The organism is Kitasatospora purpeofusca, assembly GCF_000718025.1.
Taxonomy (GTDB): domain Bacteria; phylum Actinomycetota; class Actinomycetes; order Streptomycetales; family Streptomycetaceae; genus Kitasatospora; species Kitasatospora purpeofusca.
Genome location: NZ_JODS01000002.1, coordinates 619,084 through 633,831, shown reverse-complemented (window position 1 = coordinate 633,831; position 14,748 = coordinate 619,084). Strand labels below are relative to the sequence as shown.

The following is a 14,748-nucleotide window of genomic DNA, read 5'->3' as shown; positions in this document are numbered from 1 at the left end:
CCGCCGACCGCCTCCCGCACTTGGCAAAGTGCAGACTTTGCCAAGTGCGGGAGAGCGGCGAGCGGTCGAACCCGCTCAGCGCGCGCGGCGGGCCAGGTGCACGACGTCGGGCACGCCCCGGGCGACCTCGATCTCGTGGGTCACCACGTCGGAGAAGCCGGCCGTCCGCAGCTCCTCCTCGAAGGCCGGCGACGGCTGGGCGCTCCAGACCGCCAGCACCCCGCCCGGCTCCAGCCGGTGGCGCAGCACCGCGAGTCCGTCCGCGCCGTACAGCCCGGCGTTGCCGTCGGTGACGGTCCAGTCCGGTCCGTTGTCGATGTCCAGGCACAGCGCGTCGTAGCGGGCGCCGTCGGCCCCGGCCAGGTACTCCAGCAGGTCGGTGTGCAGCACCTCGACCCGCTCGTCCTCCAGCGCCCCGGCCGAGAACGCGGCCAGCGGTCCGGTGCGGTGCCAGTCGATGATCGCGCTCTCGCGCTCCACCACCGCGATCCGGCCCCAGCGCGGCTCGGCCGCCGCGTGCGCCAGCGAGAACCCCACCCCGAGCCCGCCGATCAGCAGGGACGGCCGCGCCACCGGCCCGGTCCGGTCCAGCTCCTCCAGCGCCACCCCGATCAGCAGCCGCTCGGAGCGCCCGTCGGCGGTGTCCATCAGGAAGCAACCGTTGGCGATGATCTCGTAGTCCTGCCCGCGCCGACGTAGCGCCACTTCCCCGAACGGACCCTCGCGCCGGTCCAGCGTGACGACGGCGGCGGTGCCGTCCCGTTCGGGCAGTGCGCTGTACATGCGGCGGTTTCCTCCGCGGAGTCGGGGCACGGACACGCGGGTCGGCCTCCGAGGGCCGAACCACCCGCCCGACGATAACCCAGTCGGCCCCGGCGGGCGCCGGATTTACGTGGTGATCAGCACTCCGGCGTACGACACCCCGGCCACCACCAGCCAGGAGCCGAGTCCGAGCAGGGCGATCCGGCCGCCGGTGCGGACCATGGTCGGCAGGTGGACGGCGCTGCCGAGCCCGAACAGGGCCGCCGCGAGCAGCAGCTCCTGGGTGTCCCCGGCGAACGCGAGGGCCCGCTCGGGCAGTACCCCGGTGGTGCGCAGCACGATCATGGCCAGGAACCCGGCGACGAACAGCGGCAGCAGCGGCGGCCGCTTGCCGGCGGTCGGCGCGGTGCCGGCCCGCCGGTGCGAGCGCCGGACGGCCACCGCGACCCCGGCGACCAGCGGCGCCAGCAGGACCACCCGCATCAGTTTGACCAGTACCGCTTCGCGCAGCGCTCCGGCGCCGCCGGTCTGCGCGGTGGCGACCACCTGCCCGACGTCGTGGACGCTGGCGCCGACCCAGCGTCCGAAGCCGCTGGGGTCGAGCCCGAGCGGCTGCTGGAGCAGCGGCAGGACGGCGATCGCCAGGGTTCCGCAGAGGGTGACCAGGGCGACGGAGGCGGCGACGTCCTCCTCCTCGCTGCCGGCGGCCTGGCTGACCGCGCCGATCGCCGAGGCGCCGCAGATCGAGTAGCCGGTGGCGACCAGCAGCGGCTGGTGCCCGGGCAGTCCGAGCCGCCGCCCGAGCCAGAGCGTGCCGGCGAAGGTGGCCCCGACCACGGTGAGCACCATGGCGACGGTGGCCCAGCCGAGGCCGAGCACGTCGTCCAGGCTGAGTTTGAGGCCGAGCAGCACGATGCCGATCCGCATCAGCCGCTTGCCGGCCATGGAGAGCCCGGGCCGGGCGACGCCGCGGACCACCGGCCGCAGCCCGGGCAGGTGGGCGGCGGCGATGCCGAGCACGACGGCGGCGGTGAGCTTGGGGACGGCGGGGACGGCCTGGTGGACGGCGATCGCGGCGGCCACGCCGAGCACCGCGAGCAGCAGGCCGGGGGCGTCGCCGCCGAGCGGGGGCAGGATCCGGGTGCGGACCGGCCGGACCCGGCGGTCCCGGAGGGTCAGGGCCATTCGGGGGTCACCGCTGTTCCCCGGCGGGCAGCCGGTAGACGCGCCGGATGCTGGTGCCGAGCTTGGCGACGTCGGCGCCGTAGACGTGGACGGAGATGGCGGTGGAGCCGCACGCGTTGCGGACCAGGTGGATGTCGCCGGGCGGGGCGAACGCGGCGACGGTGCCGGCCGGGCCGACCACGTGCTCGGTCTCCACCAGGTGGGCGGTGCGTCCGTCGGAGACCAGCCGGTAGCGGGTCTCGCTCTCCTGGCCCTGGTGGACGCCGGCCACGCACCAGGAGACGTGGTCGTGGATCGGGGTCCGCTGACCGGGGAGCCAGACCAGCGCGACGACCGAGAAGGAGCCGTCCTCCTCGGCGTGGAGGACGTGCTGGCGGTAGCGGTCCGGGTCGCCCTCGCGCTGCTCGGCGGTGAGCAGCTCGCTGTCGCCGAGGTGCGGGGCGAGGCGCTCGCCGACCAGGTAGGCGGTGAGTTCCGGCGGCAGGCCGCGGTCCACCACGGCGCGGATCTCGCCGACGAGGGCGCTCATACGCTCGGTGAGCCGGCCGCTGCCGACCGTGGCTGACGTTGTCATGGCGGTAGCGTCGCCCCGCGCGACCTATCACGTCCAAGGAGGGTTCTTTCGCCCTCCCCCAACCATTGCTTATCAATGGGGTCAGGATCAGTCGCCCCAGGATCAGTCGCCCCAGGATCGGTCGGCCCCGGTCCGGCCCCCGGTCGCCCGGATCAGCACCCGACGCGGGCGGCCGCCGCCTGCCGCAGTTGGTCGAGCACCAGGGCGGTGGCGGGGATCCGCCGGTGCTCGCGGAGCACGTACGCGCTGACCTGCCGCCGCAGATGCGGCTCCACGGCCCGGCCGGTGACCTTGCGGTGGCACATGAAGGAGAGCACCAGCGCGGGCATCAGCGCGATCCCGACCCCGGCGGCGACCAGGCTCTGCACCGCGAGGTTGTCGTCGGTGGAGAACACGATGTCCGGCGCGAAGCCCTCCTCCGCGCAGACATGCAGCAGGTTGGCCCGGCAGCGCGGGCAGCCGGCGATCCACCGCTCGCCGTCGAGGTCGGCGAGCCGGACGGCGTGCCGGCGGCCGAGCGGGTGGCCGACCGGCAGCAGCACCGTGAGCAGGTCCTCCATCAGCGGGATCTCGTCCAGCTCCGGCGGCACCTCGGCCGGCGCGCCGGGGTAGCGGAAGGCCAGCGCGATGTCGCACTCGCCGCGCAGCAGCCGCTGCACGGAGTCGGGCGGCTCGGCCTCCAGCAGTTCGACCCGGACGCCCGGGTGCTCGGCGAGCAGCCGGGCCATGGTCTCGGGTATCAGGGTGGCGTTGGCGCTCGGGAAGGCGCAGACCCGGACGCGTCCGGCGCGCAGCCGGGCCAGTGCGGCCAGCTGCTGCTGGGCGGCGGAGAGGCTGCCGAGGATCTGCTCGGCGTGCCGGGAGAGCGCCTCGCCCGCCTCGGTGAGCCGCAGCCCGCGCCCGGCCCGGGTGAACAGCGGCAGTCCGACGCTGCGTTCCAGGGCCTTCATCTGCTGGGTGATGGCGGGCTGGGTGTAGCCGAGTTCGCGGGCCGCCGCCGAGTAGGAACCGGCCCGGACGACCTCGTGGAAGGTCCGGATGTGCCGCGAGTCGAATACCGGCTCCACTGTGCCTCCGCCCGGCCGCCGTGCCACTGCCCGGCAATCATAAGCAGAGTTTGGAGGTATCGAGCCGACCCCCGTTCGCACCTATGGTTCACTCCGGGAACGGACACCCCTCGCGCCCCCGGAGACCGGGCCGCGCGGTCACTGCTGAGCGGCCGGCGGCAGCCCCATCGCCACCTCGGCACTGGCCACCGGCGCCCCGCCCCGCATGCTCGGCCGGCGCCGGCTCTGCCGCTCGACCCAGCGCGCGAACCAGGAGAGCAGCAGGCACATGCCGATGTAGATCGGCGCGATCACCATCACCACCGGGATGAACGGCAGGTCGTAGTCCAGGTTGGTCGCGATCAGCTTGCCCGCGTGCAGGAACTCCTCGTAGGTGATCAGGAAGCCCAGCGAGGTGTCCTTGAGCGCCACCACCAGCTGGCTGATGATCGCCGGCAGCATCGCCCGGTTGGCCTGCGGCACCAGCACGTACGCCATGACCTGGGTCTTGCGCATGCCGAGCGCGAAGGCCGCCTCCTTCTGCCCCTTGGGCACCGCCAGCACCCCGGCCCGGAACACCTCGGCCAGCACCGAGCCGTTGTAGAGCACCAGTCCCGCCACCAGCGCCCAGAGCGGGGCCACCTTGAGCGCGACGAAGATGAAGAAGATCATCACCAGCAGCGGCATGGCCCGGAAGAACTCCACCACCAGCGTGGACAGCATCCGCACCGGCCGGTGGTCGGAGAGCCGCCCGGCGGCGAACAGCGCGCCGAACGGCAGCGCGAACAGCACCGTCCAGCCGAAGGCCTTGAGGGTGTTGCCGAGCCCGCGCAGCAGCAGCTCCTGGACGCCCTTGTACTCGAAGGCCATCCACTTGGACTCGGTGAACTGCTGGGTGTGGAAGAGCATGTAGACGATCCAGCCGAGCAGCGCGGCGATCGCCAGCAGCGCGATCCCGCCGTACAGCCGGTGCCGGGCGAGCGCCTTCGGGCCCGGGACGTCGTAGAGCGCCGAGGATTCCACCGTCATCGCGCGACCGCCACTCGTCGTTCCAGCAGGTTGAACACGAGGCTGACGGCCAGGGTGATGATCAGGTAGCCGACGGCGATCCAGACGAAGGTCCAGACGATGCTGTAGCCCAGCTCGTTGATGGTCCGGTAGGTGCCGAGCAGCTCGGTGACGCTGAACGAGCCCGCGATCGCCGTGTTCTTCGCCAGCGCGATCATCACACTGCCGATCGGGGCCACCACCGACCGGTACGCCTGCGGCAGGACCACCAGCCCCATCGTCTGGCCGAAGCTCATGCCCAGGCTGCGCGCCGCCTCGCCCTGGCCGACCGGCACGGTGTTGACGCCCGCACGCATCGCCTCGCAGACGAAGGCCGAGGTGTAGCAGCCGAGCGCGAGCACCGCGAAGGTGAAGAACGGCAGGGTGATGTCGAAGCGCGGCAGTCCCAGCACCACGATGAAGAACAGCAGGGTGAGCGGGGTGTTGCGCAGCAGCGTCACCCAGGCGGTGCCGAACACCCGCAGCGGCCTCACCGGCGAGACCCGGAAACTCGCGATCAGCACCCCGAGCACCAGGGCCAGCACCGCGCTCACCAGGAACAGCGAGAGGGTCCCGAGGAAGCCCTCCCAGTAGGTCGACCAGTTGTCGGTCAGCGTCTTCACAGCCTGCCCTCCCTCAGTACCGGTCGATCGGCGGCGGGCTGGGCGCGGGGATCCCGGACAGGCCGAGGGTCGCGTCGTACGCCTTCTTCCAGTCGCCGTTCTCCTCGTGGTGCGCCAACGCGTCGTTGAGCGCCCCGCGCAGCACGGTGTCGTTCTTGGGCGTGCCGATCCCGTAGGGCTCCTGGGAGAACAGCGGGCCGACCACCTTGAGCTCGTCCGGCACCTTGGCCGCGTAGCCCATGAGGATGGTGTTGTCCGTGGTGACGGCGTCCACCTGGGAGGTGATCAGGTTGTCCACGCAGGCCGAGTAGGTGTCGTAGCCGATCAGCTCCGCCTTCGGGTACTGCTTCTGGATCCGCTGGTACGGGGTGGAGCCGGCCGCCGAGCAGACCTTCTTGCCGTCCAGGTCCTGCGGCCCGTTGATGTCCTTGTTGCTCTTGCGCACCAGAAGCGACTGCCCGGCCAGGTAGTACGGCCCGGCGAAGCCGACCAGCTTCTTGCGGTTGTCGTTGATGGTGTAGGTGCCGACGTAGTAGTCGACCTGGCCGTTCTGCAGCGCGGTCTCGCGGTTGGCCGAGGCGATGGTGCGGAACTCGATCCGGTCCGGGCCGAAGCCCAGGTCGGCGCCGACCATCTTGGCGATCTCGATGTCGAAGCCGGAGTACTGGCCGGTGGCCGGGTTCTTCTGGCCGAGGTAGGGCTGGTCCTCCTTGGCGCCGACCACCAGGTGCCCCCGGGCCCGGGCGGCGTCCAGGGTCGGGGAGCCGGTGACCGGGCTCCCGGTCGCCACCTGGTAGCTGGGCAGCGCGCTGGGCTGCGGCCCCTTGGGCGGCGGGGTGCCGGGCTTGCCGCAGCCGGCCAGCAGCAGGGCCGCCGCCAGCAGGGTGAAGGTCTTCTTCACGGGCCGGGCCTCAGTGCTTCAGGATCTTGGAGAGGAAGTCCCGGGCGCGGTCGCTCTCCGGGGCGTCGAAGAACTCCTCCGGCGCGCGGTCCTCGACGATCCGGCCGTCCGCCATGAAGACCACCCGGTTGGCGGCGGAACGGGCGAAGCCCATCTCGTGGGTCACCACGATCATGGTCATGCCCTCGTGCGCCAGCCGGCGCATCACGTCCAGCACCTCGTTGATCATCTCGGGGTCCAGGGCCGAGGTCGGCTCGTCGAAGAGCAGCGCCTTCGGGTCCATCGCCAGCGCCCGGGCGATCGCCACCCGCTGCTGCTGGCCCCCGGAGAGCTGGGCCGGGTACTTGTCCGCCTGGTCGGCCAGCCCGACCCGCTCCAGCAGCGCCCGGGACTTGGCGTCCGCCTCCGCCCTGGCCCGCCCGCGCACCTTGATCTGCGCCAGCGAGACGTTCTGCAGCACGGTCCGGTGCGCGAACAGGTTGAAGGACTGGAAGACCATCCCGACCTCGGCCCGGAGCCGGGCCAGCCCCTTGCCCTCCTCGGGCAGCGGCTGACCGTCGATCAGGATGGTGCCGGACTCGATCGGCTCCAGCCGGTTGACGGCCCGGCAGAGCGTGGACTTCCCGGAGCCGGACGGCCCGATCACCACCACGACCTCGCCGCGGCCGATCGTCAGCTCGATGTCCTGGAGCACGTGCAGCGCGCCGAAGTGCTTGTTGACCCCGCGCATCTCGATCAGCGGGGTGAAGCCGCCGGGCCCGGGACCGGTAGCCGGCCCGGGCCCGGGTGGCGGCTCGGCGGTGCTCACCGTCCGCGCCGCCCCTTCAGCAGCCAGCCGAGGGCCGCGCCGGCGATCAGGGTGCCCAGCAGGGCGATCCAGAGCGGAGCGGTCACGGTGAACACCCAGAACTGGATCTGCACCTTGTCGAGGTTGGCGAACAGGAACCACACCGCGAGGACGACGATGACGCCGATCCCGATGTACCGGGTGGGGATCCCACCGATCTCACTGCGCTTGGTGCCGGAGGCGCCGTCCGAAATCTTGGTCACCCGTGCAGTCTGCGGGCGAATGGCAGGGTTTGCCCGGCCACGCGCCCGGGAGTAACCCGCACGGGGCAACCCCGCCCCGTGCCGGGCCACCTCCCGTCACGCTCCGTCATGCCCGGTCATGCTGCGTCAGCGGCCCGGCTTCTCACCCCTCGTCCCGCCAGGAGCGCCACAGCGCCGCGTACGGACCGCCGGCCGCCACCAGCTCCGGGTGGCTGCCGTACTCGCTGATCCGCCCCTCCTCGACCACCGCGATCACGTCCGCGTCGTGCGCGGTGTGCAGCCGGTGCGCGATGGCGATCACCGTACGGCCCTCCAGTACCCGGGAGAGCGAACGCTCCAGGTGCCGGGCGGCCCGCGGGTCGAGCAGCGAGGTGGCCTCGTCCAGCACCAGGGTGTGCGGATCCGCCAGCACCAGCCGGGCCAGCGCCAGCTGCTGGGCCTGCGGCGGGGTCAGTGCGGCGCCGCCGGAGCCGACCTCGGTGTCGAGACCGGCCGACAGCGCGTCCACCCACTCCCCGGCGTCCACCGCGTCCAGGGCTCCGCGCAGCTCGGCGTCGTCCGCGCCGGGCGCGGCCAGCAGCAGGTTGTCCCGGAGCGTCCCGACGAACACATGGTGCTCCTGGTTGACCAGCGCCACCTCGGAGCGCACCCGCTCGGCCGGCATCCGGGACAGCGCCGCCCCGCCGAGGGTCACACTGCCCCGGCCCGGGGCGTAGATCCCGGCCAGCAGCCGGCCCAGCGTGGACTTCCCGGCCCCGGACGGCCCGACCAGGGCCACCCGGCTGCCCGGGGCGACGTCCAGGCTGATGCCGTGCAGCACATCGGCGCCCTCCCGGTAGCCGAAGCGCACGTCCCGGGCCTCGACCCGCCGCCCGCTCGGCCGGACCTCGTCGTCGTTCTCCGCCACCGGCACCTCGTGCACGCCGACCAGCCGGGCCAGCGAGGCCTGGCCGATCTGCAGCTCGTCGTACCACCGCAGGATCAGGTCGACCGGGGCCACCAGCGCCTGCGCGTACAGCACCCCGGTGGTGAGCTGGCCCACCGAGATCCAGCCCCGCAGCGCGAACAGCCCGCCGAGCACCAGCGGACCCAGCACCGCCAGGGTGTACACCGCGTCGATGGTCGGGAACCACGCCGAACGCAGCCAGAGGGTGTACCGCTCCCAGGCGATCCACTCCGCCAGCTTGCGGTCCGTCAGCCGGACCCGCTGGTCGCCGAGCCGCAGCGCCTCCACCGTCCGGCCCGCGTCCACCGTCTCGGCCAGCACGGAGTTCACCGCCGCGTACCCGGCCGACTCGTTCCGGTAGGACTGCGGGGCCCGCCGGAAGTACCAGCGGGAGGAGGCCAGCAGCAGCGGGAGGCCGAGCAGTGAGGTGAGCGCGAGCAGCGGCGAGGTGACCACCAGCGCGCCGAGGACCAGCAGCAGCGAGACGATCGCCACCGCCAGCTCGGGCACCGCCTCGCGCACCGACTTGTCCAGCCGGTCGATGTCGGTGGTGCCGCGGGAGACCAGGTCGCCCGTCCCGGCCCGCTCCAGCACACCGGTCGGCAGCGCCACCGAGCGGACCAGGAAGTCCTCCCGGAGGTCGGCCAGCACCCGCTCGCCGAGCACGGCGCCGCGCAGCCGCGACCACCAGGTGAAGGCGGACTGCACCGCCAGCGCGAGCAGGTACCAGGCCACGGCCACCGTGACGGTGGACCCGGCGGTGCCGGTGGCCAGCGACTCGACCAGGGTGCCGAGCACCCACGGCCCGACCAGCCCGGCGACGGTGGCCACCGTGTGCAGCCCGACCACCGCCGAGAACGCCCCGCGGTGGCGCCGGGCCAGCACCCGGAGGTAGCCGCGCACGGCGGCCGGGGAGCCGACCGGCAGCGTGGTGGCCGGCCCCTGCTCCTGCTGGACGGGGGGCTTCATGCGTCACTCCTCGGCTCGGACGGGATCGGACGGTTCCACCGGGGCGCGGCGCCGGGGCACGCCCCGGGCGCCCCGGGCGGGCGGCGGAGCCTCATGACCGCTCCCCCACCGGTGCCGGCACCTCGGCCCCCGGCCCGACCCGCGCCGGCTCCTCCTCGCGGGTCACCACCGCCCGGTAGGCCGGCTCGCCGCGCATCAGCTCGCGGTGCGAACCGCTCGCGGCCACCCGGCCGTCCCGGACCAGCACCACCCGGTCCGCCCGGTCGAGCAGCAGCGGGCTGGTCGCGAGGACCACCGTGGTGCGCCCCTCGCGGTTCTTCCGCAGCCCGGCGGCGATCCGGGACTCGGTGTGCGCGTCGACCGCGCTGGTCGGCTCGTCCAGCACCAGGACCGGCGGGTCGGCCAGCAGCGCCCGGGCCAGCGCCAGCCGCTGGCGCTGCCCGCCGGACAGCGAGCGCCCCCGCTCGGTGATCTCCGCCCGCATCACCTCGCCACGGCCGGTCAGGCCCGCCGAGCCGTCCACCAGGGCGTCGAGCACGTCCTCCGCGCGGGCGGCGGCGAGCGCCTCGGCGGGGTCGACCCGGCCGGAGGAGGGGATGTCGAACAGCGCCGCCAGGGTGCCGGAGAGCAGCACCGGCTCCTTGTCGTGCACCAGTACGGCGGCCCGCGCCTCGGCCAGCGGGACGGTGTCCAGCTCGACGCCGCCGAGCCGGACCGAGGGCTCCGGCCGCCCGTCCTCGGCCACCGGGACGTGCCCGCCGAGCCGCTCGGCCAGCGCCCCGGCGAAGTCCGGGTCGCCGCAGACCACCGCGGTCAGCTCCCCGGCCCGGGCGGTCAGGCCGGTGACCGGGTCGTACAGGTCGGAGCGCGCCGGATCGGCGAGCCCACTCGTCCCGGTCGTGTCGGTCCGGGTGAGCGAGAGCACCCGGACGGCCCGGCCGGCCGAGACCCTGGCGACGCTCCAGGCGTGCGCCGCCTCGCCGAGGATCCGCAGCGGCGCGGCCAGGAAGGCCGTGGCGCCGTAGACCGCGACCAGGGTGCCGATCGAGATCCGCCCCTCGGCCGCCTGCCGGGCGCCGTACCAGGTGATCCCGACCACGAACAGCCCGGGCAGCAGCACCTGCTGGGCCTGCATCAGGGACCAGATCCGGGCGGAGCGCACGGCGGCCGAGCGGACCTTCTGGGAGGCCGCCCGGTAGCGGTCGAGGAAGAGGTCCTCGCCGCCGATGCCGCGCAGCACCCGGAGTCCGGCCACCGTGTCGGCGGCCAGCTCGGTCGCCTTGCCGCCGAGCGCGCGCTGCTCGGTGTAGCGGCGCTCGAACGGCCCCAGCAGCGGCCAGACCGAGGCGGCGAGCACCGGCACGCCGAGCAGCACGGCCAGCCCGAGCACCGGTTCGGTGGCCAGCACCGCGGCGCTCACCCCCAGCCAGACCACGATCGCCCCGCGCAGCCGGGCGACGAGCTCGACGTACCAGCCGATCTTCTCGACGTCCCCGCTGCCGACCGCGACGATCTCGCCGGTGGCGATCCGCCGGGACAGCCCGGAGCCGAGGTGGGAGGCCTGACGGGCCACCAGCTGCCGGACCTGACAGGCGGCGTGGATCCAGTTCCAGACCGCCTGACGGTGCAGCAGGACGGTGCCGACCGCGGAGACCGCCGCCAGCGCCAGGGCGAGCGCGCCGGCCCGCCAGAGGGCGCCGGAGTCCCCGTCGACGACGGCCTGGACGCCGAGGCCGACCGGCAGCGGCAGGGCCGCCTGGCAGCCCATCTCCAGCAGCGACCAGCAGGTGGCGAGCACCTGCCCGCGCCGCTGGCCGCGCTGGAGCCAGCGCAGGAAGCCGAGCGGGGAGGAGAGTTCCGGGCGGCCGGGGTCGGCCAGCGGGAGGGTTTTGAGCAGCATGACGCTCCGTTGGAGGCGGCGCGGGCGGAGGGCGAGGGGGAGGCCGGTAGGGTCACGGCCGTGGGTCGGTCAGGAGGTCATGGCAGCGAGACTGCCAACCCGAATGTGATCTGCGCAACAGGTTTTCCGCCCGTCGGGCCCACCCCGTAGGCTGCTGCAAGCGCCGGTAGCGCGCGTCGGAAAATTTCTCCGGGACCGGGGAACAAATCCGGCGCCCCCACCGGTTGCCCCCTAGGAACCGTGGACGACCAGGAGAGGGCACTCCTTCAGTGAGCAACATCCCGAGCCTCGAGCTCAACGACGGCAACCTCATCCCCCAGCTCGGCTTCGGGGTCTGGCAGGTGCCGGACGCGGAGGCCACCGCCGCCGTCCGCGCGGCGATCGAGGCGGGCTACCGCTCCATCGACACCGCCGCGATCTACGAGAACGAGACCGGCACCGGCAAGGCCGTCGCCGACGCGCTGTCCGGCGGCCTCGCCCGCGAGGACCTCTACATCACCACCAAGCTGTGGAACTCCGGCACCCGCGACTGGTCCGGCGAGCAGGGCCGCGACGCGGTGCTGCGCGAGTTCGACGCCTCCCTGGAGCGGCTCGGCCTGGACTACCTCGACCTCTACCTGATCCACTGGCCGCGCCCGATGCACGGCAGCTACGCCAATGTGTGGAAGGCCCTGGAGCAGCTGCGCGCCGACGGCCGGGTCCGGTCGGTCGGCGTCTCCAACTTCGGCACCGAGCAGCTCACCCGGTTGGCCGAGGAGTCCTCGCTCGTCCCGGTGCTGAACCAGGTCGAGCTGCACCCGTACTTCCCGCAGGAGGAGCTGCGCGCCTTCCACGCCGAGCACGGCATCGCCACCGAGGCGTGGAGCCCGCTCGGCCAGGGCAAGGACCTCCTCGGCGAGCCGGCCCTGGTCCGGATCGCCGAGAAGCACGGCCGCACCGTCGCCCAGGTGGTGCTCCGCTGGCACCTCCAGAGCGGCATCATCGCGATCCCGAAGTCGGTCACCCCCTCGCGGATCAAGGAGAACCTCGACGTCGCCGGCTTCGAGCTGGACACCGAGGACCTCGCCGCGATCGCCGGTGTCGCCACCGGCACCCGGATCGGCCCGGACCCGCAGGGCTTCGACTGGAACTGACCGGACCGCCGGTGTCGCCACCGGCCCCCTGTCAACGGCGAAGGCCGCCCTCCCGCATCGGGGAGGGCGGCCTTCGCCGTGTTGACCCGCGAACCGTCACCGGCCCGGGGCCGACGGCCCACGGTCGAGGACGGCCGGCCGACGGGTGAGCGACGGACGACCGCGGAGCGACCGGATGGCGAATCGTTTTGCCGGACGGCCGAGGCGTTCGCCTACAGCCGCGCCGCCTTGGCGATCAGCGCGAGCGCCGCCTCGTGCTCGTGCTCCTCCAGCGGAGCCAGCAGCAACCGCTGGACCTGGGCCACGCCCGCGGACGAGCGGTGCAGCAGGTCCTGACCCGCCGGCGAGAGCGACAGCAGGTTGCGCCGCCCGTCCGAGGGGTCGCGGCGACGCTGGACCAGGCCGCGCCGGACCAGCCGGCTGACCATCTCCGCCATCGTGGCCTTGTCCAGCGAAGCGAGCTCGCCCACCGTGCGCTGGTCGGCGCCCGGCTCCAGCTCGAGCGCGTCCAGCACCGCGTACTGCGGCGCCGTCAGCTCCGAACCGACGTGCTCCGACCAGAGCTTGGTGTGCACCTGCTGGCTCACCCTGATCAGGTAGCCGATCGCCCTCTGGGCGTCCAGCATCGGTCGCGCGTCCGTCAGGACGGCGACCTGGGCCGGCTCCAGTCTGGCTATCTTGGCCATCACACGGACAATCTCCAGCTGCTCCTCCGAGGTGAGCGGCTCGAAGAGCGTGCGCTGCACACGGACCACTCCGCCGGTGGCCTCGCGGACAGCCTGGGCGCCGCTCTGCGAGAGAGCGAGCAGCTTGCGCCGGCCGTCGGCCGGGTCTCGGCGCCGCAGCACCAGGCCGCGCCGGACCAGCCGGGCGACCATCTCGGCCATTGTGGCCTTGTCGAGCGAGGCACGCTCACCCACGGTCCGCTGGTCGGCGCCCGGTTCGAGGGCGAGAACCAACAGGACCGCGAACTGCGGGGCCGTGAGATCGGCCCCGACATGTTCGGACCACAGTCGAGTGTGGACCTGCTGTGCAACGCGGATGAGGTGTCCGGGCGACTGCTGCAGTCGCGCGGACACGCGGGTCGTCGGGATCTCCCCCAGCACCATGTATCCGTCCCGATGTCACACCCGGTGTGTGTGGGACACCCGGGTGGGGCAGTAACGGCGAGTGGGCGTCCCGCTGTGAGGGAGGGCGCTCCAGCCGTGCAGCCGGTGGCTGCTGGCGGACACTATACAAACGGCAGGCCCTCGCTGGCAGGCAGGGGCGGATAGTAGACGCAGGTTCGGCAACATTGGCATATTTACTCGCCGCGCCGACCCGCCGGTAACCCGTTCGCAGGAGAAAGCCGACCGGTCGGTCCTTACCCTCGGTCACCTGCGCCTTCGCCCTGGCCGCGCTCCCTACCCGCCGGTAGGGTATGGCCACCCGGGCGGATCCGCCCTCCGGATCGGCCCGGTGGAACCCGAGAGCCCGCCGTACGGTTCCTGGGAGTTCCCTGAGTACCGCGTTCCGGAACGGAACCGCGTCCGACCGGTCACCGGGGCGATCCCCGGGCGACACCCGAGCGACATCCGCGGACTCGCTCCGACGTCCGCGGACCTCCGAGAGAGACGAGACCGAGCATGACCGAGCAGACCACCTCCCCGCGGGTCGCCGTCGTCACCGGCGCCGCCCGCGGCCTGGGCGCCGCCACCGCCGTCCGCCTGGCCGCCGACGGTTACGCCGTCGCCGTGCTCGACCTGGAGGAGTCGGCCGGCCGGGAGACCGTCGAGCGGATCACCGCGGCGGGCGGCCGGGCCCTCGCGGTCGGCGCGGACGTCTCCGACGCCGCCCAGGTGCAGGCCGCGGTCGACCGGATCGTCGCCGAGCTCGGCGCCCCGGTCGTCCTCGTGAACAACGCGGGCGTGCTGCGGGACAACCTGATCTTCAAGATGACCGAATCCGACTGGGACACGGTCATGAACGTGCACCTCCGCGGGGCGTTCCTGATGACCCGGGCGGTCCAGAAGTACATGGTCGACGCCGGTTTCGGACGGATCGTCAACCTCTCCTCCTCCTCGGCCCAGGGCAACCGCGGTCAGGCCAACTACTCGGCCGCCAAGGCCGGTCTGCAGGGCTTCACCAAGACCCTGGCCATCGAGCTGGGCAAGTTCGGCATCACCGCCAACGCGGTCGCCCCCGGCTTCATCGCCACCGACATGACGGCCGCCACCGCGGCCCGGGTGGGCATGGGCTTCGAGGAGTTCAAGGCCGCCGCGGCCACCCAGATCCCGGTGCGGCGCGTGGGCGAGCCGGAGGACGTGGCCAACACGATCTCCTTCTTCGCCGGCGAGGGCGCGGGCTTCGTCTCCGGTCAGGTGGTCTACGTGGCCGGCGGCCCCCTCGACTGAGCCCGCGAACCTACGCAGGGTTACCACGGGGTGGGAACCGGCTCGGCCGGCCTCCCGCCCCGTGTTTTTTGCCTGAATTTGGGAAGAGGCACACGAACACCATACGGACATTCGATCCGAAAACGTCTCCGGAGCGTCCTGAAGCGTCCTCGAATGATCGGAGAACGCCTTTGCCACGGAATTCGGAATGCCTCCGGTAATGCCCCCGGGGCCATATGT

14 protein-coding genes are annotated in these 14,748 nt (G+C 72.9%); 2 read left to right on the top strand and 12 right to left on the bottom strand.

Going from position 1 to position 14,748, the window contains the following annotated elements:
* Positions 1-75: 75 nt before the first annotated feature.
* From IF01_RS0105860 to IF01_RS0105810, 11 genes are all read right to left on the bottom strand, one after another.
* Positions 76-783 (bottom strand): spermidine synthase family protein, encoded by a 708-nt coding sequence (locus IF01_RS0105860; protein WP_030392195.1) that lies wholly within the window; start codon positions 781-783, stop codon positions 76-78.
* 105 nt (positions 784-888) lie between these two features.
* Positions 889-1,947 carry a YeiH family protein gene (locus IF01_RS0105855; protein WP_078879692.1) on the bottom strand — a complete coding sequence of 353 codons (1,059 nt, stop codon included), beginning with the start codon at positions 1,945-1,947 and terminating at the stop codon, positions 889-891.
* A gap of 7 nt (positions 1,948-1,954) precedes the next feature.
* Entirely contained in the window at positions 1,955-2,521 is a 567-nt protein-coding gene (locus IF01_RS0105850; protein WP_030392193.1) for a cysteine dioxygenase family protein, read from the bottom strand.
* A gap of 152 nt (positions 2,522-2,673) precedes the next feature.
* Positions 2,674-3,588, bottom strand: a complete 915-nt coding sequence (locus IF01_RS0105845; protein WP_045943776.1) for a LysR family transcriptional regulator — start codon at positions 3,586-3,588, stop codon at positions 2,674-2,676.
* Between the two features lie 138 nt (positions 3,589-3,726).
* A complete protein-coding gene (locus IF01_RS0105840; protein ID WP_030392191.1) occupies positions 3,727-4,596 on the bottom strand; it encodes an amino acid ABC transporter permease in 870 nt (289 codons plus the stop codon).
* Entirely contained in the window at positions 4,593-5,237 is a 645-nt protein-coding gene (locus tag IF01_RS0105835) for an amino acid ABC transporter permease (protein WP_030392190.1), read from the bottom strand. The genes IF01_RS0105840 and IF01_RS0105835 overlap by 4 nt, the downstream gene beginning before the upstream one ends.
* 13 nt (positions 5,238-5,250) lie before the next feature.
* Positions 5,251-6,138, bottom strand: a complete 888-nt coding sequence (locus IF01_RS0105830; protein WP_030392189.1) for a glutamate ABC transporter substrate-binding protein — start codon at positions 6,136-6,138, stop codon at positions 5,251-5,253.
* A gap of 10 nt (positions 6,139-6,148) precedes the next feature.
* On the bottom strand, positions 6,149-6,868 hold the full coding sequence (locus tag IF01_RS0105825; protein ID WP_030392188.1) for an amino acid ABC transporter ATP-binding protein: 720 nt from the start codon (positions 6,866-6,868) through the stop codon (positions 6,149-6,151).
* Positions 6,869-6,942: 74 nt separating this feature from the next.
* Positions 6,943-7,188 (bottom strand): lipopolysaccharide assembly protein LapA domain-containing protein, encoded by a 246-nt coding sequence (locus tag IF01_RS0105820; RefSeq protein ID WP_030392187.1) that lies wholly within the window; start codon positions 7,186-7,188, stop codon positions 6,943-6,945.
* A 142-nt stretch (positions 7,189-7,330) separates the two neighbouring features.
* Positions 7,331-9,103 (bottom strand): ABC transporter ATP-binding protein, encoded by a 1,773-nt coding sequence (locus IF01_RS0105815; RefSeq protein WP_030392186.1) that lies wholly within the window; start codon positions 9,101-9,103, stop codon positions 7,331-7,333.
* Positions 9,104-9,194: 91 nt separating this feature from the next.
* Positions 9,195-11,003: an ABC transporter transmembrane domain-containing protein gene (locus IF01_RS0105810; protein ID WP_051754945.1), complete on the bottom strand. Its 1,809-nt coding sequence runs from the start codon at positions 11,001-11,003 to the stop codon at positions 9,195-9,197.
* 269 nt (positions 11,004-11,272) lie between these two features.
* Here IF01_RS0105810 and IF01_RS0105805 point away from each other — a divergent pair, with 269 nt between their 5' ends.
* Positions 11,273-12,136 carry an aldo/keto reductase gene (locus IF01_RS0105805; protein ID WP_030392184.1) on the top strand — a complete coding sequence of 288 codons (864 nt, stop codon included), beginning with the start codon at positions 11,273-11,275 and terminating at the stop codon, positions 12,134-12,136.
* 212 nt (positions 12,137-12,348) lie between these two features.
* Here IF01_RS0105805 and IF01_RS49695 read toward each other — a convergent pair whose 3' ends face one another.
* Entirely contained in the window at positions 12,349-13,245 is an 897-nt protein-coding gene (locus IF01_RS49695; RefSeq protein ID WP_051742929.1) for a MarR family winged helix-turn-helix transcriptional regulator, read from the bottom strand.
* 516 nt (positions 13,246-13,761) lie between these two features.
* Between IF01_RS49695 and fabG the strand changes: the two genes are divergently transcribed.
* Complete coding sequence (fabG, locus tag IF01_RS0105795; RefSeq protein WP_030392182.1) at positions 13,762-14,529, top strand: 3-oxoacyl-ACP reductase FabG; 768 nt, start codon at positions 13,762-13,764, stop codon at positions 14,527-14,529.
* Positions 14,530-14,748 lie beyond the last annotated feature (219 nt).

What these genes read in the sequence shown, in the direction of transcription:
- IF01_RS0105810 (WP_051754945.1), bottom strand. Translation starts at nt 11,003, where the DNA reads ATGCTGCTCAAAACCCTCCCGCTGGCCGACCCCGGCCGCCCGGAACTC.
- fabG (WP_030392182.1), top strand. Translation starts at nt 13,762, where the DNA reads ATGACCGAGCAGACCACCTCCCCGCGGGTCGCCGTCGTCACCGGCGCC.
- IF01_RS0105815 (WP_030392186.1), bottom strand. Translation starts at nt 9,103, where the DNA reads ATGAAGCCCCCCGTCCAGCAGGAGCAGGGGCCGGCCACCACGCTGCCG.
- IF01_RS0105825 (WP_030392188.1), bottom strand. Translation starts at nt 6,868, where the DNA reads ATGCGCGGGGTCAACAAGCACTTCGGCGCGCTGCACGTGCTCCAGGAC.
- IF01_RS0105860 (WP_030392195.1), bottom strand. Translation starts at nt 783, where the DNA reads ATGTACAGCGCACTGCCCGAACGGGACGGCACCGCCGCCGTCGTCACG.
- IF01_RS0105840 (WP_030392191.1), bottom strand. Translation starts at nt 4,596, where the DNA reads ATGACGGTGGAATCCTCGGCGCTCTACGACGTCCCGGGCCCGAAGGCG.
- IF01_RS0105855 (WP_078879692.1), bottom strand. Translation starts at nt 1,947, where the DNA reads ATGGCCCTGACCCTCCGGGACCGCCGGGTCCGGCCGGTCCGCACCCGG.
- IF01_RS49695 (WP_051742929.1), bottom strand. Translation starts at nt 13,245, where the DNA reads ATGGTGCTGGGGGAGATCCCGACGACCCGCGTGTCCGCGCGACTGCAG.
- IF01_RS0105850 (WP_030392193.1), bottom strand. Translation starts at nt 2,521, where the DNA reads ATGACAACGTCAGCCACGGTCGGCAGCGGCCGGCTCACCGAGCGTATG.